The 20,093-nt window shown below is 68.9% G+C and carries 19 protein-coding genes; 8 read left to right on the top strand and 11 right to left on the bottom strand.

The window, feature by feature from the left end; genetic code table 11:
- Window positions 1-19: 19 nt before the first annotated feature.
- Window positions 20-1,153, top strand: coding sequence for a porin (locus BMY35_RS15965; RefSeq protein ID WP_093200755.1), 1,134 nt, complete (start codon window positions 20-22; stop codon window positions 1,151-1,153).
- A 14-nt stretch (window positions 1,154-1,167) separates the two neighbouring features.
- On the top strand, window positions 1,168-2,130 hold the full coding sequence (locus tag BMY35_RS15960) for a Bug family tripartite tricarboxylate transporter substrate binding protein (protein WP_093200752.1): 963 nt from the start codon (window positions 1,168-1,170) through the stop codon (window positions 2,128-2,130).
- Here the strand turns inward: BMY35_RS15960 and BMY35_RS15955 are convergent.
- Window positions 2,117-3,058: an aldo/keto reductase gene (locus tag BMY35_RS15955; RefSeq protein ID WP_177213652.1), complete on the bottom strand. Its 942-nt coding sequence runs from the start codon at window positions 3,056-3,058 to the stop codon at window positions 2,117-2,119. The genes BMY35_RS15960 and BMY35_RS15955 overlap by 14 nt on opposite strands.
- Window positions 3,059-3,149: 91 nt before the next feature.
- On the opposite strand from BMY35_RS15955, the gene BMY35_RS15950 reads away from it, so the two are divergent.
- A complete protein-coding gene (locus tag BMY35_RS15950; RefSeq protein ID WP_093200746.1) occupies window positions 3,150-4,067 on the top strand; it encodes a LysR substrate-binding domain-containing protein in 918 nt (305 codons plus the stop codon).
- Here the strand turns inward: BMY35_RS15950 and BMY35_RS15945 are convergent.
- Complete coding sequence (locus tag BMY35_RS15945; protein WP_093200743.1) at window positions 4,056-4,664, bottom strand: 2-hydroxychromene-2-carboxylate isomerase; 609 nt, start codon at window positions 4,662-4,664, stop codon at window positions 4,056-4,058. The genes BMY35_RS15950 and BMY35_RS15945 overlap by 12 nt on opposite strands.
- Complete coding sequence (locus tag BMY35_RS15940) at window positions 4,661-5,497, bottom strand: CmcJ/NvfI family oxidoreductase (protein WP_093200741.1); 837 nt, start codon at window positions 5,495-5,497, stop codon at window positions 4,661-4,663. The genes BMY35_RS15945 and BMY35_RS15940 overlap by 4 nt, the downstream gene beginning before the upstream one ends.
- 184 nt (window positions 5,498-5,681) lie before the next feature.
- On the opposite strand from BMY35_RS15940, the gene imuA reads away from it, so the two are divergent.
- The 4 genes from imuA to BMY35_RS15920 all read left to right on the top strand — a co-directional run bounded on the left by imuA (window position 5,682) and on the right by BMY35_RS15920 (window position 12,195).
- Window positions 5,682-6,497 (top strand): translesion DNA synthesis-associated protein ImuA, encoded by an 816-nt coding sequence (gene imuA / locus BMY35_RS15935; protein WP_093200738.1) that lies wholly within the window; start codon window positions 5,682-5,684, stop codon window positions 6,495-6,497.
- Window positions 6,466-7,830 (top strand): Y-family DNA polymerase, encoded by a 1,365-nt coding sequence (locus tag BMY35_RS15930; RefSeq protein ID WP_093200735.1) that lies wholly within the window; start codon window positions 6,466-6,468, stop codon window positions 7,828-7,830. Before imuA ends, BMY35_RS15930 begins: the two co-directional genes overlap by 32 nt.
- On the top strand, window positions 7,823-11,194 hold the full coding sequence (locus BMY35_RS15925) for an error-prone DNA polymerase (RefSeq protein WP_093200733.1): 3,372 nt from the start codon (window positions 7,823-7,825) through the stop codon (window positions 11,192-11,194). The genes BMY35_RS15930 and BMY35_RS15925 overlap by 8 nt, the downstream gene beginning before the upstream one ends.
- 80 nt (window positions 11,195-11,274) lie before the next feature.
- Entirely contained in the window at window positions 11,275-12,195 is a 921-nt protein-coding gene (locus BMY35_RS15920) for a hypothetical protein (protein WP_093200730.1), read from the top strand.
- A gap of 43 nt (window positions 12,196-12,238) precedes the next feature.
- Here BMY35_RS15920 and BMY35_RS15915 read toward each other — a convergent pair whose 3' ends face one another.
- From BMY35_RS15915 to BMY35_RS15900, 4 genes are all read right to left on the bottom strand, one after another.
- On the bottom strand, window positions 12,239-13,252 hold the full coding sequence (locus BMY35_RS15915; RefSeq protein ID WP_093200727.1) for a phosphotransferase enzyme family protein: 1,014 nt from the start codon (window positions 13,250-13,252) through the stop codon (window positions 12,239-12,241).
- Between the two features lie 33 nt (window positions 13,253-13,285).
- On the bottom strand, window positions 13,286-13,807 hold the full coding sequence (locus tag BMY35_RS15910) for a 2'-5' RNA ligase family protein (RefSeq protein WP_093200724.1): 522 nt from the start codon (window positions 13,805-13,807) through the stop codon (window positions 13,286-13,288).
- An 11-nt stretch (window positions 13,808-13,818) separates the two neighbouring features.
- Window positions 13,819-14,043: a hypothetical protein gene (locus tag BMY35_RS15905; protein WP_093200722.1), complete on the bottom strand. Its 225-nt coding sequence runs from the start codon at window positions 14,041-14,043 to the stop codon at window positions 13,819-13,821.
- A gap of 103 nt (window positions 14,044-14,146) precedes the next feature.
- Entirely contained in the window at window positions 14,147-15,424 is a 1,278-nt protein-coding gene (locus BMY35_RS15900) for an SGNH/GDSL hydrolase family protein (protein ID WP_093200719.1), read from the bottom strand.
- A 109-nt stretch (window positions 15,425-15,533) separates the two neighbouring features.
- Between BMY35_RS15900 and BMY35_RS15895 the strand changes: the two genes are divergently transcribed.
- Window positions 15,534-16,463, top strand: a complete 930-nt coding sequence (locus BMY35_RS15895; RefSeq protein WP_093200714.1) for a LysR family transcriptional regulator — start codon at window positions 15,534-15,536, stop codon at window positions 16,461-16,463.
- On the opposite strand, the gene BMY35_RS15890 is transcribed toward BMY35_RS15895, so the two are convergent.
- From BMY35_RS15890 to BMY35_RS15875, 4 genes are all read right to left on the bottom strand, one after another.
- Complete coding sequence (locus BMY35_RS15890; RefSeq protein WP_093200712.1) at window positions 16,449-17,072, bottom strand: hypothetical protein; 624 nt, start codon at window positions 17,070-17,072, stop codon at window positions 16,449-16,451. The two genes, BMY35_RS15895 and BMY35_RS15890, sit on opposite strands and share 15 nt — an antisense overlap.
- Window positions 17,073-17,201: 129 nt before the next feature.
- Window positions 17,202-18,134, bottom strand: coding sequence for an SMP-30/gluconolactonase/LRE family protein (locus BMY35_RS15885; RefSeq protein ID WP_093200709.1), 933 nt, complete (start codon window positions 18,132-18,134; stop codon window positions 17,202-17,204).
- Between the two features lie 47 nt (window positions 18,135-18,181).
- Entirely contained in the window at window positions 18,182-19,078 is an 897-nt protein-coding gene (locus BMY35_RS15880; RefSeq protein WP_093200706.1) for an amidohydrolase family protein, read from the bottom strand.
- Window positions 19,079-19,091: 13 nt separating this feature from the next.
- A complete protein-coding gene (locus BMY35_RS15875) occupies window positions 19,092-20,075 on the bottom strand; it encodes a Bug family tripartite tricarboxylate transporter substrate binding protein (protein WP_093201343.1) in 984 nt (327 codons plus the stop codon).
- Between the last annotated feature and the right edge of the window lie 18 nt (window positions 20,076-20,093).

Raw genomic sequence — 20,093 nt, 5'->3', positions numbered from 1 at the left:
AAGCAGGAGACAGAAAACCATGAAGAGAATCTTGATGTGGTCGGCGCTGGGGCTTGCCAGCAGCGGCGTGGCACAGGCGCAATCCAGCGTCACCGTGTTCGGCGTGATGGACCTCGGCATCCAGTACACGAACGGCGCCGGTCCCGGCGGCGGCTCGGTGAAGGCGCTGTCGAACGGCGGGCTCTCCACGAGCCGGCTGGGCTTTCGCGGCACCGAGGACCTGGGCGGCGGCCTGCGCGCGGGCTTCTGGCTCGAAGGCAGCCTGAACCCCGACACCGGCACCGGCCGCCCGAGCAACAGCAACAACCAGACGAGCGGCGCGGGCACTGCGGGGCCGATCACCTTCGACCGCATGTCCTTCGTGAGCCTCTCGTCCGACACGCTCGGCGAGGTGCGGCTGGGCCACGACTTCATTCCCACGCACTACAACAGCATCTACTTCGACCCCTTCAACGCCAACGGCGTGGCGCGCGCGGGCAATCTCACCTTCGCTGGCGCGGGCACCGGGCCGCTGCCCACGGCCATCACCGGCAGCAATACCGTGAGCTACTGGCTGCCGCCCAACCTCGGCGGCTTCTACGGCATGGCGATGATCGGCACCGGCGAGAACGACTCCACCGTGGCGAACCGCGACGACGGCAACTTCGCCGGCGCGCGCTTCGGCTTCGCATCGGGCGCGTTCGACGTCGCGGCGGCCGTCACGCGCTCGAACTTCAAGTCCACCGCCACCATCGGCAACTACACGCACGCCAACATCGGCGGCTCGTGGGACGCGGGCTTTGCCAAGTTCTTCGCGCTCTACAACGCGGTGACGGTGAAGCTCGCGGGCGGCACGGTGCGCAAGAACACGACGGAGATCGGCGCGCACATCCCGGCCTTCGAGGTCGGGCGCATCCGTATCAGCTACGCCTACCTCGACGACCGCAGCGACGAGAGCCTGCGCAACGCCAACGGCATGCCGCGCAACCGCGACGACGCGCGGCAGTTCGGCATCGGCTACGTGCACAACCTGTCGAAGCGCACCGCGCTGTACGGCACCTATGCGCGGCTCATGAACAGCGGCCAGGCGCGCTACGTGGTCAGCGGCGGCGTGGCGCCGGCGGCCGGGCATCGGTCGACCGGCTGGGAATTCGGCGTGCGCCATCTCTTCTGACGCGGAGGCACCTCATGCGACGCAGAACCCTGACCCTGGCGGCGCTGGCCGCCGCGGCATTGCCCGGCACGGCGGCATGGAGCGCCGACGCGTATCCGAACAAGCCGCTGAAGCTGATCGTCGGCTTCGCCGCGGGCGGCGGCGCCGACGTGCTCACGCGCATCATCGCGGAGGGGCTGGGCAAGCAACTCGGCCAGCAGGTGATCGTGGAGAACCGCCCCGGCGCCGACGGCGTGCTTGCCGCGCAGGCCACCTCGTCGGCGAAGCCCGACGGCTACACGCTGCTGATGGGCACCAACACCGCGATGGTGGCCGCGCCCACGCTGCGGCCCACGCCGCCCTACGACCCCTTCAAGGCCTTCACGCCGATCAGCTCGGCCGGGCAGTTCTCGATGTTCCTGGTGGTACCGACCAGCCTGCCGGTGAAGAGCGTGAACGAGCTGCTGGCGCTGGTGGCGTCGAAGCCCGGGGCGCTCAACTCGGCCTCGAGCAACAGCGCTTCGGAGCTCGCGATGCTGCAGCTGCTGGGCGATCGCAAGGTGGTCAACGCGCGCTACAAGGGCGACATGCAGGCCATGACCGACCTGCTGGGCGGGCAGATCCAGATGATGTTCACCACCGGCACGCTGGCGCCGGGCTTCGTGAAGGAAGGGCGCATCCGCGCGCTGGTGACGCTGCTGCCTCAGCGCAGCGGCCTCTTGCCCGACGTGCCCACGGGCGGCGAGCTGGGGCTGGGCAAGCTCACCATCACGCCGTGGGCGGGCTTCTTCGGGCCGCCGGGGCTGCCGCAGGCGATCACCGACAGGCTCTCGCAGGAGCTGCAGAACACGCTGAAGCGCCCCGAGGTGCACGCGCAGCTGGTGCAGCAGGGCTTCGAGGGCTACGGCATGAGCCCTGCGAAGTTCACCGAGTTCTTCCGCACGCAGTACGACGCCTTCGGCGCCACCGTGCGCGAGCACAACGTCAAGTTCGAATAGAAGCGGCCTCGCGGCGCCAGAAGGCCGCGTCGGGAAAGCTGCCCCCGCCGGCCGCCGCGTTGTCCGCCATGTGCTCGCGGCGGCTGGTGCCCGGAATCGCGCAGGTCACGGCCGGATGGCTCAGCACGAACTTCAGCAGCACCTGCGCCCAGCTGGTGCAGCCGATTTCGGCGGCCCATGGCGGCAGCGGCTTGTCGCGCAGCCGGCGCAGCAGTCCGCCGCCGCCGAAGGGCATGTTGACGATCACCGCCACGCCGCGCTCGGCCGCCAGCGGCAGCAGGCGCTGCTCGGCCTCGCGCGCGTCCAGCGAGTAGTTGATCTGCAGGAAGTCGAGCTTCTCGGCCTTCAGCACCGCCTCCACCTCGCCGTAGGCCGAGGCTGTGTAGTGCGTGATGCCGACGTAGCGCACGCGGCCCTGTTCCTTCCAGCCGCGCAGCGTCGCGAGGTGGGTGCGCCAGTCGACGAGGTTGTGCACCTGCATCAGGTCCATGCGCTGCGTGCGCAGCCGGGCGAAAGATTGCTCCATCTGCGCGATGCCGGCCTCGCGGCCCGAGGTCCAGACCTTGGTGGCGAGGAAGGCCTTGCCCTGCTGCTGCTTCGACGCTGCAAGTAGCTCACCGGTGGTTTCCTCGGAGCGGCCGTACATCGGCGAGCTGTCGATCACCGTGCCGCCGGCCGCGAACAGGGCCTCGAGCACGCCGGGCAGGCGCGCGTATTCCTCGCTGCCGGGGCGTTGGTCGAAGCCGATCCAGGTGCCGCAGCCGATCACGGGCAGGGCTTCCCTGGTGGAGGGGATGGGGCGGGTGTTCATGGCGGGCAGGGGCTTTTGTTGCGCGAAGGCGGGGAACGCGGCGCCGGCGCACAGCGCGACGCCCAGGCGCAGCAGCTCGGCGCGGGTGAGGGCGGGGAAATCCTTCGGAGGCGGCATCGGCAACCAGTATCCGGCGGGAGGCGGCCGGGAGCGATGCCCGGGCCTGTGCTCCAATCCGCCTTTTCGCTGCCTCATATTCATCATGGGAATGCCACTCTCCCTGCTTCGCATGCCCTCGCTGGACCTGGTGCGGGGCTTCGTCGCGGTGGGCCGGCGCATGAGCATCTCGCTCGCGGCGCAGGACCTGTGCCTCACGCAGTCGGCGGTCAGCAAGCAGATCCATGCGCTGGAGGCGCAGCTCGGCGTGGCGCTGCTGGTGCGCGGCCATCGCTCGATCTCGTTCACGCCCGAGGGCGAGCGGTTGTTCCGCAGCGCTGACGGCGCGGTGCAGCAGTTGCAGGACGTGATGGGCGGCATCAGCCAGTCCGGCGAGCAGCGCCCCGTGACCCTGAGCGCGAGCATCGGCATGACGGGGCTGTGGCTGCTGCCGCGGCTGGGCAATGTGCAGAAGCTGCATCCGGGCGTGGACGTGCGCGTGTCCTCCAACAACCGGCTGGCCGACCTGCGCAACGACGGCATCGACCTGGCCATCCGCTACACCACGCCCGAACTCGCGCCGGCCGGCGCGGTGCGGCTCTTCGGGGAAACGGTGGCGCCGGTGGCGCATCCCTCGCTCGGATTGCGCTCGCTCGACGCGCCCGGTGCGCTGTCCACCCTGTGCCTGCTGGCCTTCGACGATCCGCAGCACCCGTGGCTGCAGTGGAAGGACTGGCTCGCGGCGGTGGGCTGGGCCGACGCGAAGCCGCAGGCGGTGCTGCACTTCAACCAGTACGACCAGCTGATCCAGGCCGCGCTGGCCGGGCAGGGCGTGGCGCTGGGGCGGCTGGAGCTGATCCAGCCGCTGCTCGACGACGACCGGCTGGTGCGCATCGCGGCGCCGGTGCCGGAGCAGCCCTCGGCCCACGCCTACTGGCTGATCCAGGCCGAGGAGTCGCCGCGCGAGGACGTGCGCCACGTCGCCGGTTGGCTGGTGGACGAGGCGCGGGGCTCGTCGTCAGTCCGCTGAAGCTTCCGCCTTGCAGAACGCGATCGCCTCGTCGAGCCGGTCGTTGCCCCAGAACATCTCGTCGCCCACGAAGAAGGTGGGCGCGCCGAAGATGCCTTTCTCGACCGCCGTCTCGGTCTGCCGGCGCAGTCGCAGCTTGTTGGAGTCCGACAGTGCCTCCTCGATGACGCGGTGCGCCGGCAGGCCGAGCGAGGTCAGCAGCTCGTGCATGGCCTGCGGCGAATCGATGTCGCGGTCCTCTGCGAAGTTCATCGACATCGTGCGGCGGCAGAACTCGCCCATCCACGGCTGCGTGGTGCCTGCCAGCGCTATGCGCAGCGGCAGCACGGCCGGGCGCGGAAAGTTCGTCGGCCGTTGCCACGGCAGGCCGTACTTGCGGCACTGGCGGGCCATGTCCTTCCACGTGTAGTCGCCTTTTTCCTTCTGCAGCACGAAGGGCGACGACTCCCAGCCGAAGGAACGGAAGATCGGCCCCAGCAGGAACGGCCGCCAGCGGATGCCGATGCCGTGCGCGGCGGCTTCGGCCTCGATGCGCATGGTGCTCAGGTAGCTGTAGTTGCTGCCGAAGTCGAACCAGAACTCGATTGCGGCGCTCATTCGAACACCACCAGGCAGCGGGCCTCGATGCTCTCGCGCAGCGGCGCGTCGGCGGGCGTGTCGGGGTGGTCGAAGGCCGCGTGCGGCGTGTAGCGCGAGACGCCGCCGAGCTGCGAGTCGTACTGCTTGAACACCAGCGCCTCGTGCCGGTCCATCGCGGAAAAGTACGACCAGCGGTGCGAGGGCGAATGCGTCGCGAGGTAGATCTCGCCGGTGCGGCGCGGATAGCGCACCTCGGCGCTGACCAGGTCCTTCGCCATCACCGAACGTGCGTCGCACACGGCCAGCGGCGTGTCGAGCACCGGCCCTTTGATGGAACGCCAGACGTTGACGATGCAGTAGCGCCGTACGGCCGCGGCCTCGTCGGGGTCCGTCAGCACCATGGACAGCCTGCGGCGGCCGGATTCCTCGGTGTAGTCGTTGTGGATGCGGCCGTTGGCGGCGGCCCGGCCGTCGGTCGCGCGGCGGCCGAAGCTCAGGGCGACGCGGTCGGCCTCGCGCCGGCGCACCAGGTGGTCGAACACGTAGGCGCGTGCGCCGCCGGTGACGGCCAGCGCCAGTTCGGCCACCTCGCGGTGGTAGATGGCGGTGACTTCCGCGTCGTCGAGGAAGTCGCGCACGGCCGTGGGCGCGTCGCGCAGCACGAAGCCTTCGCGCTCGATGTCGGGCGGTGTGGCGGCGGCGCGCGCGTCGGCGATCGGCATGGGGCGCAGCTCGTAGCTGCCGCTTTCCCATGGCGTGTCGGGCGGCGGCTGGAAGGTGTAGCTGAAGGGGCGCAGGGCGGAGGGCTGGAGGTAGTTCAGGCCTGCGGTGACGGTGCTCTGGGTGGTCATGCGATGGCTCCTTTGGACGGGTCCATTGGAGCGAAGCGGCGCCTCGGGCTCAAACGACTTGTTGGCGCCTTCACATGAGCATGAGGAATGTGAAAGACGGCGGTAAAGAAGAAAAACAGGGAAACCGGTTTTCCTGTTGTAGGCTGCGAAATACTGTATGAAAATACAGTTAACAGTCATCGCCATGGGCCTTCCTTTCCTCGATTCCTTTTCCGCTGCCGCAGGCCGCGGCGTCTGGCATGCCGACGAACTCGGCCTGGCCGACGCGCAGGTGCTCGCCACCGGCCACGCCGCGCTCGACGCCGAGCTGCCGGGCGGCGGCTGGCCGGTCGGCGCGATGACGGAACTGCTGTTGCCTGCGCCCGAGGCCCATGTCTGGCGGCTGCTGCTGCCGGCGCTGGCGCAGGCGGTGGCCACGCGGGGCGGACCGGTGGTGCTGATCGGCGCGCCCTACGAGCCCTGCGGCGCGTCGCTGGCCGCGCAGGGGCTGCCGGTGGAGGCGCTGATGTGCGTCAGGAGCGAGGCCCCAGCCGCGCGGCTGTGGGCCTGCGAGCAGGCGCTGCGCTGCGCGGACATCGCCGCCGTCGTGGCCTGGCTGCCGCAGGCGCGGGTGGGCGAGTTGCGGCGGCTGCAGCTGGCGGCCGCGCAGCACGAGGTGCTGCTCTTCGTGTGCAGGCCCGAGTCGGTGGCGTTGTCTGCATCGCCCGCGCGGCTGCGCATCCGTGCTGATCGGAGCGGGGCCGACGCGTCGCAGATCGAGCTGGACATCCTCAAGCGCCGCGGCCCGCCGCTGGCTGCGCCGGTGATGCTGCCGGCGCGCAACGAGCGCATGACCGCGCTGCTGGCCGCTGCCCGGCTGCGGCGAAAGCTGCGCCTGCAGCAGCAGGGTTCGGTGCCAGCCGGTGTGACAGCGACATCGGCAACGTCTGCCACGGTGGTGCGCATCGACGCATGGAAAGGAGGCCCGGATGCACTGGATCGCCTTGCGGTGGTTGCCTGAAGCCGGCACGCCCGACGCCCCCCACGCTCCCGATGCCCCGGCGATGCCCACGCCCGAAGCCCTGGGCTGGTGGGCGCTGAAGTACACGCCCCACGTCGCCTGGCTCGATGAAGCGCTGATGCTCGAAGTCTCCGCCTGCGAGCGCCTGTGGGGCGGGCGCATGCAGCTCATGCGCCTGCTGCTGGCCGACAACCCCGTGCCCGACGCGCGCATGCTGGGCACGCAGGGCGCCACCAGCCTGATCGCGCTGGCGCGGCTGCGCCTGTTCGCGCGCGAAGAGAAGCGGCCGCAGGACGTGCCCGCCGGCCTGCCGCTCGACACGCTGAGCGCCGCGCATGAGCATCTCGACCTGCTCGCGCGCCTGGGTTGCCGTACCTGGGGCGAGGTTGCGGCGCTGCCGCGCGGCGGCCTCACGCGGCGCTTCGGCACTGGCCTGCGCGAGGCGCTCGACATCGCATGGGGCCTGCGCCCCGAAAGCCATTCATGGCTCACGCTGCCCGACGTGTTCGAGCAGAAGCTGGAGCTGCCCGCATTGGCCGAGACTGCGCCCGAACTCATGTGGTCGGCCAACCGGCTGCTGACCTCGCTGCAGTTCTGGCTGCGCGCCCGTCAGCGCGGTGCGCGCGCGCTGGAGCTGCAATGGACGCTCGACCTCAGGCGCCTCAACGGCGTGAATCTGCCACCGCATGAACAGCTCACCGTGCGCACGGCCGAGCCCACGCAGGACATGGCGCACCTGCGCCGTCTGCTCTCCGAGAAGCTGGCCCTCGCCACGCTGGCCGCGCCGGCGAGCTGGCTCAGCCTGCGCACGCTCGAAACCGATCCGTGGGCCGGCGCCAGCACCAGCTTCCTGCCGGAGGACAACCGCAAGGGCGACAGGCTGCACGAGATGGTCGAGCGGCTCAGCGTGCGCCTCGGGCCGCAGCAGGTGGTGGTGCCGTCGGCGCAGGCCGATCACCGGCCCGAGCGCAAGCAGGCATGGCGGCCTGCGCTGCAGAAGGAGAAGCCGGTCGCGGACAAGAGCCGGAAGGATGCTGCAGCGGCTTCGCAGCCCGACGCCGTCTATCCGCCATGGCTGCTGCCCGAGCCGCTGCTGCTCGAAATGGACGGCGAACGCCCCTGCTACCGCGGCCCGCTGAGCAGGCTGATCGGCCCGCAGCGTGTGGAGACCGGCTGGTGGGGCGACAAGGAAGAGGGCGGCCAGCCCGCGATGCGCGACTACTACGTCGCGGAAAGCCCCGAGGCCGGGCTGGTGTGGATCTTCCGCGAGCGGCCCGCCGCGCGCTTTTCTTCCGGTGAGGTGCGCTGGTACCTGCAGGGGTTCTATGCCTGAGCTGAGCGGCAAGCAGGAAAGCAGGCGACAGCCCGCCAAGGTGCATGCGCTGCCGGTGCCGCTGCGGGCGCGGCCGGCTTCGGTGCTGCCGGACTACGCCGAGCTGCACTGCCTCACGAACTTCAGCTTCCAGCGTGGTGCCTCGACGCCCGAGGACATCGTGGACCGGGCCTACCAGCTCGGCTACAAGGCGCTGGCCATCACCGACGAGTGCTCGGTGGCCGGCATCGTGCGGGCACATGTGTGCCTGCGCGGCATGGAACACAAGCTCGACGAGTACGAGCGAGAACACCCCGACGAACCGAAGATCCCGCGCAACCCCGCCTTCCGCCTGCTGTTCGGCAGCGAGTTCCAGTTCGAGCGCTTCAGGCTCGTGGTGATCGCGAACGACACCGAGGGCTGGGGCAACCTCTGCGAGTTCATCACCGCCGCGCGCAACACCGAGCTGCCCAAGGGCGAATATCGCGTGAGCTGGGAAGAGAGCGACGTGGCCTCGCTGCAGCGTTGCCAGATTCTCTTCGTGCCGGACCGCGACCCCGGCGGCGCGATGGACACGGCAACGCTGCACGAAGACCTGATGGCCGCCAAGGCGCTGTACGGCGAGAACCTCTGGCTGGCGGTGGAGCTGTTCAACGAACTCGACGACGATCTCTGGCTCGTTACGCTGATGCAGGCGGGCGAGGATGCGGGCGTGCCGCTGGTGGCGGCCGGCGACGTGCACATGCATGCGCGTTCGTGCAAGCCGCTGCACGACGTGCTGACGGCCGTGCGCGAGGGCCGGACCGTGGCCGAGTGCGGCTTTGCATTGCAGTCGAACGCCGAACGGCACCTGCGCCCGCGCATGCGGCTGGCCGAGCTCTATCTGCCGCGGATGCTGAAGAACACGCTGGTGGTGATGGGGCGGTGCCGCTTCGATCCGGAGGTGATCCGGGAGAACTACAAGTACCCGCTGGAGACCGTGGGCAGCCTCGAGACACCGGCGCAGACGCTTGTGCGAAAGACATGGGAAGGGGCACTCAAGAGGTATCCGCTCGAAAGATATGCCTCGGGTATTCCGGAAAGCGTTTGTCGGCAGGTCCAGAAAGAGCTCAACCTGATCCTGGAACTCGAATACGAGATGTTCTTTCTGACGGTCGAGAACGTTGTGAGCTTTGCCAAGTCTCGGGACATCCTTTGCCAAGGACGGGGCTCTTCGGCCAATTCGGCGGTTTGCTACTGCCTGGGCATCACGGCGATCAACCCTGAAAAGGGCCACCTGCTGTTCGAGCGCTTCCTCAGCCGTCATCGCCGCGAGCCACCCGACATCGACGTCGACTTCGAGCACCAGCGGCGCGAAGAAGTCATCCAGTACATCTACAAAAAATACGGTCGCGAGCGCGCCGCCATCGCCGCCGTCGTCATCTGCTATCGCGCGCGCAGCGCATTGCGCGACGTTGGCAAGGCCATCGGCATCGACGAGCGGCTGATCGACGAGTTCGCGAAAGACCACTACTGGTTCGACGACACCGTGCTCGGCGAGCAATTGCGACAGGCTGCCGCGCGTGTCGGTGTCGAGGAGGACGAGCTCAAGCTGACGCACTGGATAGAGATGACGCAGAGGCTCAAGGGCTTTCCGCGCCACCTGAGCCAGCACGTGGGCGGCTTCGTGCTCACGCATACCAAGCTCACGCGGCTGGTGCCGGTGGAGAAGGCTTCGATGAAGGATCGTTCCGTCATCCAGTGGGAGAAGGACGACCTCGAGGCGATGGGCATGCTCAAGGTCGACGTGCTGGCGCTCGGCATGCTCAGTGCGATCCGCCGGGGGCTGGAGCACATGAACCGCTGGCGCGGTTCGACGCTGGCGATGCACCAGATACCGAGCGACGACCCGAATGTGTTCGACATGATCTGCGACGCCGACACCATCGGCGTGTTCCAGATCGAGAGCCGGGCGCAGATGTCGATGCTGCCGCGGCTGAAGCCGCGCACCTACGAAGACCTGGTGATCGAGGTCGCCATCGTGCGGCCGGGGCCCATTCAGGGCGGCATGGTGCATCCGTACCTCAAGCAGCGGGAGCGGGTGCGCAGGAACCTGCCCATCCGCTACGAGAAAGACGAGCTGCGCGTAGCGCTGGAGCGCACGCTGGGCATCCCTATCTTCCAGGAGCAGGTGATGCAGATCGCGATGATCGCGGCCAAGTTCACCGCCGACGAAGCCGACCAGCTGCGCCGCGCCATGGCCGCATGGAAGCGCAAGGGCGGCCTCGGCAAGTTCCACGACAAGCTCGTCAACGGCATGGTCGACAACGGCTACAAGGCCAGCTTCGCCGAAGCCATCTTCAAGCAGGTCATGGGCTTCGGCGACTACGGCTTTCCCGAAAGCCACGCCGCCAGCTTCGCGCTGCTGGTGACGGTGAGCAGCTGGCTCAAGAACTACGAGCCGGCATGTTTTCTCGCCGCGCTGCTCGATTCGCAGCCGATGGGCTTCTACAGCCCATCGCAACTGGTGCAGGACGCCCGCCGCCATGGCGTGGAGGTGCGCCCGGTCGACATCACGCGCAGCGATTTCGACACCACGCTCGAAGCCCGCGAGCCCGATGCGCCGCGCATGCCGCCCGGCACCGACGAGCGCTATGCCGATCGCCTCGGCAACGAGAACCAGCCCGCGGTGCGGCTGGGCCTGAACCGCATCGCGAGCCTCAGTAAGGACGGCGCAGAGCGCTTGCTCGAGGCGCGCGCGCAGGCACCGTTCACGAGCACCGAGGACCTCGCCCTGCGCGCCGAACTCGACGGCAAGGACATGGCGGCGCTGGCCGCGGCCGATGCGCTGATGTCGTTGTCGGGTCATCGGCGCCAGCAGGTGTGGGATGCCACCGCGCAGCGACGGGCACCGGCCCTGCTGCGGGGCGTGCCGATCAACGAGCAGGCGCTGCTGCTGCCGGCCGCGTCAGAGGGCGAGGAGATCGTGGGCGACTATGCGGCGCTGCGACTCACGCTGCGGCGCCATCCGCTCGCGCTGCTGCGCCCGCGCCTGGCGCGCATGAAGCTCATGAGCGCGGCCGAGCTGCGTTCGCTGCCCAGCGGGCAGACCGCGCGCGCCTGCGGCATCGTCAAGGGGCGGCAGCGGCCGCAGACGGCCAACGGCACCATCTTCGTCACGCTGGAGGACGAGACCGGCAACGTCAACGTGATTGTCTGGAACCACGTCATCGAGGCCTGGCGCGAGCCGCTGCTCAAGTCGCACCTGCTCGCGGTGCAGGGCACCTGGCAGCGAGACGACGACAGCGGCGGCAAGGTGCAGCACCTGGTTGCCACCGGCTTCAGGGACCTGACGCCGCTCATGGGCCGGCTCGCGCAGAGCAACACGAGCCGGGACTTTCACTGAAACGGGAAGGGAGAGACCGGATGCAACCGAACGTTCCATGCCTCGCGCCTTCCGCCGCTTTTCGCTAACCTGCTTTCGCCATGTCCGAACCAGCCGTTCTCGACCCCGTCGTCGCCGTGCCCATCGGCCCGCCGCCACCCGCGCCCGACGTGCCGGTGCCCCTGCCTCCGCCACTGCAGCCGCCCATGCCGCCGCCGGAAGGCGATCCGCCACCGGTCGAGCCGCCGGTGACCGACCCCGGATTTCCCCCGCCCGTGCTGGATCCTCCGCCGCCGATGCAGACGGCCGTGCCCTTCGGCAAGCTGCATGCGCGGCGCCTGCGCGAGATCTACCGCTCGGCCGGCTGGCCGTGCTGCGACACCATCGAGGTCGAACTGCTCGCGGGCGGCTACCTGGAGCGCGTGCGCACCGTGCATGGTCACGAGACGCTGCGCGTGACCGACGCCGGCATCGCGCGCATCGCCACCACGCTCACCGTCAACCGCGCCGCGCTGTCGCCGCACGAAGCGCTGGTGGAGCGCGTGGCACGCGAGATGACGCGCGGCGGCCGCATCGCATGGCGCGGCCTGGGCCTGCGGGCCCGCCTGCCGCCGCTGGAAGAGGGCGGAAAGCCGCGCTGGTGTGTGGCGCGGCCCGATGTGTTCTCGATCCGCAATACCAGCGTGGAGGCCTATGCGCACCCCATCGTGCACGAGGTGAAGGTGAGCCGCGCCGACCTGCTGGGCGACCTGCGCAAGCCCGACAAGCGCGCGGCGTATCTGGACCTGGGCGGTGAGTGCTGGTACGTGCTGGGCAACGACGCCAAGGGGCGCTGCATCGCCAAACCCGAGGAGGTGCCGGCCGAATGCGGCGTGATGGTGCTCGAGGGCGAGCGTCTCGTGGTGGCGCGAGCGGCAGTGCATCGCGCCTTCGAGCGCATTCCGTTCGCCGTGTGGCTCGCGCTGGCCAAGGCGCGGCCGGTCGAGGGCTTCGAGGACGAGGCGCAGGACATGCTGATCTGACGAGGCCCTGCCTCGTCGACTGCGCTGTTTCGCGCTGCTTCGATCAGGTGATGTCGTCGTAGCCCCGGTGCGCGATGGCGACGACGTCGCCGGGCAGGAACTGGCTCTGCATCTGCCGCAGGCCTTCCTCGCGGTCTTCCGTGCTGGCTGCAGCATCGAACATCTGGTCGCAATACTCGAGCAGGTCCTTCACGATGCGCTCGTAGCGGTAGTAGGCGAGGGCGACCAGATCGAGATCTCCCGGGCCGTAGCCCTCGTAGAACAGCGCTTCCTCCCGGGGCTGGTTCCAGACGTGGCCCACGCCGCCGCCGATGAACATCAGGTCGCGTTCCTTTGGTGCAAGGATGAGCGTGTCCCAGTCGACGATCGAGAGGCGATCGTCGTCGCCCACGAGCACGTTGCCCGCGTGCAGGTCGGAGTGGCACGGCACCAGCCGCGGCGGTCGTTCGAGCAGGATGGAAGCCAGTTGCTCGCTGCGGTAGACGATGGTGTCGATCTCTTCCGCGTGCTCTTCCCAGAAGGCGAGAAAGCGTTCGACGATGCCGTCGCCCTTCACGCCGTTGATGAAGCGCCGCTGGTAGCGGCGCACGCCTTCGCGCCAGTGATGGTCGTAGCGCTCCTTCGGAAGGCTTGCCGACAGCGCCTCGGGCAGTTCGGCCTCGTGGATCGCGCTCAGGGCCGTGCCGAGCGCGGTCCATTGCGGGTCCGTCAAGGTGCGTTCGAAGCCGTTGCTGCCGTCGAAGAAGGGATAGAGCGCCCAGTCGAAGCCGTGGGCCTGTACGCTCAGCTGCAGGTTCGTCGTGGGCAGCGGTGCCATCACGGCCTCGATGCCTTTGTCGCGATGAAGGAAAGCGGGGACAGTGACGACCGGTTTGTCGAAGTCGCCGCGGCGCAGCTTGAGGAAGTACGCTGTGCCGTCGCTCGCGTCGACGCGGAAGACGGCGGAGTTCACGTCCGCGCCGAGCGGCAGGAATTCGATGCGGATGTCGCGCAGGCCATAGGCATCGGCGAGGCATTGCGCGATGGCTTCGCGCGGCAGGTCGGGGGGCGTCAGCATCCGGGGACTGTAGCGCCGGACGGATGGCCCGCTTCAGTGCAGCGGATAGGAGCCCAGCAGTTCGTGGCGAAACGGCGACGTGAAGTGCGAGCGGACGAGGCGGAATTCGGTTGCGGTCCAGCGGATGGGATTCAGGCGCGTAGGTCTCGCGGCGTGCTCGGCGTTTCGCGCGATGGTGATGTGCGGCGTCCACCCGCGAATGGGTACACGGAGCGAGAGGCCGGCCCTCAGCAACGCGCGGCTGATGTCGCGCTGGAGGTGTCGCAACTTTTCATGCTCCGAAGGCTGAACGACCGAGACGTCGTTGGTCCACGTGCAGGAGCTGTCGAGCGTGAGCTCCAGGGCTCGCACCGACACTTCGGCCAGCGCGTGGCGCAGACGTTGCTCGGCATCGCCGTGCTGATCGTCGAGGTACTGAAGGGTCAGGTGCAGGCGCTCTTCGGGTGGAAAGGAGCAGCCTCTTGGCCACCACCAGTTCTTGCGGTGCGCTGCGATTTCGGCCTGCACTTCGCTGGCCGGGAAAAGTCCGATGAGAAGCTTCCTGCGGGCAGCCATGAAGCACTCCTTCAGGGCCCGTCCGGCCACCAGCTTTCGGCAGTGGTCCGGATGACGCGCGCCGCCTGGGCGCGGATATCGTCCCTGTGCTGCCCGTCGTCGTGGTCCTTGTCGCGGGCCACCTTGAAGGGCCAGGTCGAGATGCGGCCTGTGCGGGTGCGGGGGGGCTGCAACCTGTGCAGCCTGGAGAAGAAAAGAACCTGCGCGGTGGGCGCAGGCGGACTGGCGGTGGTCATTGGCGTCGCCTCGATGTTGTTCTTGGAGACGACGAATTTTAGAGAAATGCTGTATGTATGTACAGTATTTTGAGGAGTCTCGAACCCTTGAGAAAAAGGTTCGTCAGGGCTGCGCGGGCGTGCCGAGCAGGGCGTCCAGATCGATGGACGAGGCCATCGCCCTGTAACCGGCGTCGCCCGGGTGCAGGTGGTCGCCGGAGTCCATCGAAGCCTTCAGCCGCGAGGGTTGCGCCGGGTCGCGCAGCAGGGCGTCGAAGTCGGCCACCGCGTCGAAGGCGCCGCCTTCGCGGATCCAGCGGTTCACTGCCTGGCGCACCTTGTCCTTGGCGGGCGAGTGGTGGCCCTCGAGTGGCGTGCCTTCCAGTGCGCGCTCGTTCGGCGGGATGGTGCCGGCCACGATGCGCACGTTGTGGGCATGGGCCATCTCCGCGAGCTGCCGCAGGCCCTGGATGACAGTCTCGGCACGCATGGCGGGCTCATCGGGCGCGAAGGGGCCGCCGGGCCAGCCGATGTCGTTGGTGCCCAGCAGCACGATCATGGCGCGCACGCCCGGCTGGGTGAACACGTCGCGGCCCGCGCGCTCCAGGCCCGCGCGGCCCATGCCGTCCTTCAGCAGGCGGCCGCCGGAGATGCCGGCGTTCAGCACGGCCACGTTGCGCTTCGCGAGCCGCTCGGCCAGCGCATCGGGCCAGCGGGTGTTGGCGCCGGGCGTGGAGCCGTTGCCGTCGGTGATCGAGTCGCCGAGGGCGACGACGGTGGTTGGCGGCTTCGGTGTTTCGACGATCAGGCCGCTGAAGAAGACGCGGGTGCTCCATTGCGAGGCAGTCGCGGGCAGGCGGGCAGCGCCGGTCAGGTCGCCGTCGGCGACGTAGGCGAGCTGGCGCGCATCGAAGTGGAAGCCCGCGGGCTGGCTGGGCCGCGGCAGGTAGATCGACACCGCAATCTCGCCGAGCGCAGGTACGGCAAGGTCGACCGGATCGCTGACCAGCCGCGCGCCCGGCGGGATGGTGGCATCGGCCTGCCCGCCGAAACGCAGCGCCCGGTCGCTGCCCTCGACCACGGCCGAGCCCTCGCCATGCCGGCCGACGCGCGCTGCGCCGATGTACAGCGGCGCAGTGCCGCCTTCATTGCTGATCACCACGCGCAGCCGCGAGCCGCCGATGCTCAGGCGCGCGACCTGCCGCACGGTCTGGCGGTTGAACTGGAAGGGCAGGCCCACGGGCAACACGAAATCGCCGCCCCAGACGGGCTGCGTGCTGGCCATCCAGCTGGGGCTCCAGTAGGTGGCGGCAGGGCCGGCCGTCGAGCCTGCGGCCGTGGCGGCCAGGGTGAGTGCGAGGGCGCCGTGGCGCAGGATCGAGGCGAATGTGGATGCAGTCATTGGGATGAGTCCTGATGAGAGTTGAAGCAACGGCTCAACTTTCATTCATGCCGCAGAAGATTGGTAGAAGGCAGAATGGCATCCAGACCATTCCATATTTGAATACTCTATGGACACCCTGCGCGCCCTCGAAGCCTTCGTGAACAGCGTGGAACTGGGCAGCCTCTCGGGCGCGGCCCGCGCGCTCGGCACCACGCAGCCGACCGTCAGCAAGCTGGTCGCCGGACTGGAGCGCTCCCTCGGCGTGCGCCTGCTGCGCCGCACCGCCGCCGGCCTGAGCCTGACCGAGGAAGGCCAGCGCTTCCACGAGCGTGCCCGTCGCGTGCTGGAGGAGTACGGCGATGCGGTATCCGACGCGCGCGAAGGCGTACAGCAGCCACGCGGCCTTCTGCGCCTGAGCGCGCCGGTGACGCTGGGCCAGCGGCACCTCAACGCCATGGCGCTGGAGTTCCTGGGCCTTTACCCCGACATCGAACTCGAGCTCGTGCTGGACGACCGCTTCATCGATCCGCTGGAAGGCCGCATCGACGTGTCGCTGCGCGTGGGCGGAACCCTGCCGCCCGATCTGGTCGCCCGTCACCTGGGCTCATGGCCGCGCGTGCTGATCACCTCGCCGGACTACGTCGCGGCACGCGGCAAGCCGCGCAAGCCGCAGGACCTGCTCGGGCACGACTACCTGCGCTATGCGGCCGGTGACGACGGCGTGCTGCTGCAGGGCCCCGAAGGCCCCGTCGCGGTGCCTGTGCGCAGCCGCTACAGGGTGAACAACGCGGTGGCGATGCTCGATGCCGTGCTCGGCGGCGCCGGCATCTCGCTGCAGCCGACCTGGATGGTGGCCGACCTGCTCGCGCAGGGCAGGCTGGTGCGCGTGCTCGGCCGCCACACCGGTCCTGCGCAGGAGATGCACCTGCTGTATGCGCCGCGCCGCCACCAGCCGCAGCGCGTGCGCGTGCTGGTGGACTTCCTGGCCGGGCGGGTGGCGAAGCTGCCGGGCAGCGAAGGGGAGCGGGCGCGGCGCCCGGCGTCAGGCGCTGCGTAGCTGGCGCGTGCCGACCGGCGTCTCGGGGCCGGTGCGCACGTTGCGCTCGATGAACTCGCGCGCGATCGCATCCATGTTCGCCGGCGAGGGCGTGTTGAAGGAAATGCGGTACTTCAGCAGCTTGCCGTTGCGCACCGCAAGGTAGGTGAACGAGTCGTAGGGCGTGCCGTCGCGCGGGCGCACGAGGCGGAACGAGACCGTGCGGAAAGTCAGCCCTTCGATGCGCACGTCCCGCGTGGGACCGACCTTGCCGCTTGCGTACATGCCCTGCGCGATGGCGCGCTGCACCTCAGAAATGGTGCTCCTGAAGTGCTCGTCGAACTGCGGATCGCCGACGCCCGGCTGCCAGTTGCGCTTCATGTCGTAGATGTAGACGTCGACCCAGCCGACGTTGCTTTCGAAGCGATGGCTGATGCCCAGGCCAGGGTTTGTCGCCTCGTAAGACTTGGAATTGATGTAGCGCCACTGGACGCCGGTTGGCGGGGCAGGTGCCGGCTCGGTCGCGGATTCGACGCCTGACGGTGCTCCAGTGGAGCCCGGCGCAGTGCCGGGTGCACTTGCGCAGGCGCAGAGCAGCGCGGAGAGAAACAGGGCGAACAGCAGCTTCATGGACCGGCTCCGGGGAAAGGACGAGAGGTCAGGCGACCCATCTCGCGATGCAACCTGGGCCGGATGCTACGTGATGACGAAGGCCGGATGAACTACAGCCTGCACCGCAATGAGCCGTTGGGTCGCCAGCTATCCGGCGCTGGCGGGAGGCGATCCGTGCAGCACGACGCCTGGCGTGTCGAGCGTGTACGTCAGCACGTTGCCGTGCGTGGAGTCTGTGACGAACAACGTGCGCCGCTCCGGGCCACCGAAAGCGATGTTGGTGGTCGAGGCACCGGCCGGACCGCGCAGCACCATGACAGGTTCCGCGCGCGGGTTGAGCACCCACACGTAGCCGAGGCCCGGATTGGCGACCAGCACCCGTCCCTGGACGTCGACCGCGAGCCCGTCGGGGCCGCTGGGTCCGTAGGACGTGAAGAACTGGCTCACCTTCGCGACGCTCCCATCGGCCAGCAGCGGCACGCGCCAGACGCAATTGCCCCGCGTCACTGCAAGGTAGAGCACCTTGCCATCCGGAGAGAGGGCCACGCCGTTCGGGCTGGGCACGTTGGACAGCAGCAGATCGAGCTGGCCGCTCGGCCGCAGGCGATATAGCCGGCCCGATGGATCGTGAAGGCCGCTCTGCCCCTGGTCGGTGAAGTAGATGTTGCCCTGTGCGTCGAGCACGAGGTCGTTCACGCCCTTGAAGCTCTCGGTGTTGCGCCGCTGCAGGTGCGGCGTGACCTGGCCGGTCTGCACGTCCACCCGCATCAGGCCGTTCCGGTAGTCGGTGACTAGCAGGGTCCGTGAGTCGGTGAACTTCATGCCGTTCGGTTCGCCGTCGTACTCGGCCACCTGCGTCCATGCGCCCGCCGGATCGATGCGGAATATGCGGCCGAAGGGTATGTCGCAGACGTAGAGGTTGCCGGTGTCGTCGAACACGGGCCCTTCGAGGAACGAGTCGGTCGGCTGTCCGCCGCGATTGGCGTCCGCCCAGGTGCTGCGCCGCGGCCGCCGGAACGACTCGGGCATCGTCGTGAAGGTCTGCAGTTCCAGCACCTGGGGCGCTTGCAGAAGGTACATGTCAGTCTCCTGGGCGGACGATGCCGCCGCGGTGGATGTTCACGGCCTCAAGTGGGCGACGAGCTCGCGAACCCGTAGAGCTTCGCGGGGTTGTCGACCAGGATGCGGTCGCGCACGGCGGTGCTGTCGCACCAGGTGGCGAGGACGTCGGCCAGATCGGCATCGTTGACGGTTCCGGGCGCCTCGGTGGTGTGGGGCCAGTCGCTGCCCCATACCAGACGCTGCGGCGCCGCGTTCACCAATGCACGCCCGAGGTCGAAGGCATCGGCGTAGGCGGGCGCTCCGTCGCGCGATCGCATGTAGACGCCCGAGAGTTTCATCCACGCGTTGCCGCTATCGATCAACCGGCGCGCGACCGCATAGGCCTCGCCCCTGACCCCCTCGGCGGGGTCGATGCGGGCCATGTGGTCGATGACCAGCGGTACCGGGAGTCGCGCGAGGATGGGTTCGAGCTCCACCAGCTGCTCCGGATGCACGAAGACCTGGATGTGCCAGCCCAGCCTGGCCACCTTGCGTGCCAGGGTCGTCAGCATCCCGGGCGTGGTGGCGCCCCATGACTGTGGCGTCACGAAGTTCACGCGCAGGCCGCAGACGCGCTGTGCCGCCAGGCGGTCGAGTTCGCCGTCGGCCACGTCGTGGCCGACCACCGCGACGCCGCGCGCGCTTTCGCCAAGCTGCGCGAGCGCGTCGAGCGTGCAGGCGTTGTCCGTGCCGTAGGTCGAAGGATTGACGACCACCGTGCGCGACGTGCCGAGCCGCCGCTGCAAGAGGCGGTACGCCGCCACCTCGGCCCGCGGCGGCTGGCGCTTCCAGTGCGGCGACGCGGCGAAGCGCGGGTCGAAGATGTGCATGTGGCTGTCGCAGGCATCGCGCGGCAGGCCGGTCGCGGGCCGGTTCGTTCCCACCGAATGGGGAACCTGCTGCGTGTCCGAAGGGTGGTTCATGTGCGCGGTGCCTTCAGTCGAGCTTGATGTTGCCCTTGCGGATCACTTCCGCCCACTTCGCATCTTCCTTCTTCAGGAAGTCGGCGAATTCGGATGGCGTCGAGCCGACCGGCTGCACGCCCACGTCCACGAAGCGCCGTTTCACTTCCTCGTTCTTCAGCACCTCGACCACCGCCTTGTGGAGCTTCTCGGCGATGGGGGCCGGCGTGCCGGCCGGCAGGAACAGGCCGTTCCACTCGTAGGCCTCGTAGCCGGGCGCCACGGCTTCGCCGATGGTCGGCACATCGGGCAGGCGCGCCGAGCGCTGCGGCGAAGACACCGCCAGCGCGCGCAGCTTGCCCGAGGACACGAGCGGATACGACGCGGCAATGGTGCTGAACATGAAGTCGACCTGCCCGCCCATGACGTCGGAGATGGCGGGGCCGCCGCTCTTGTAGCCCACATGCACCATGTCGAGTCCGAGCCGCTGGCGCAGCAGCTCCGCCGCGAGCCGCTGCACGGTGCCGCCTCCGCCCGAGGCGAAGTTGAGCTTTCCGGGCTCGGCCTTCGCCCTGTCCACGAGATCCCTGATGCTCTTCACGGGCGACTCGGCGCGGACGATCACGATGTTGGGTGCCAGCGCGACGAGCGCCAGCGGCTGCAGGGCATTGCCGGCGTACGGCATGCGCGCAAAGAGATGCGGATTGATCGAGTAGGGCGTTGCGTCGTAGAGCACGGTGTAGCCATCGGGCGCCGCCTTGGCGGCAAAGCTGGCGCCGATGGTTCCGCTGGCGCCCGGCCTGTTGTCGACGATCACGCTGGTGCCCAGCTTCTCGCCCACGCGCACCGCGAGCACGCGTGCCAGGGCGTCGGCTGATCCACCCGGCGCGTAAGGCACGACGAGGGTGATGGGGCGCTCGGGATAAGCGGAAGGCGCGGCCTGTGCGGCGCGGGTGCCGTATGCGAACACGGTGGCGCACGCGCAAACGGCGAGCATGCCTCGGACGAATTTGTTCATGATGTCTCGATGTGTGGT

The sequence above is a fragment of the Variovorax sp. YR750 genome (assembly GCF_900109805.1).
In the GTDB taxonomy this organism is placed as follows: Bacteria; Pseudomonadota; Gammaproteobacteria; order Burkholderiales; family Burkholderiaceae_C; genus Variovorax; species Variovorax gossypii.
The sequence above is the reverse complement of the archived record's forward strand: the minus strand, read 5'-3'. Positions and strand labels throughout refer to the sequence as shown.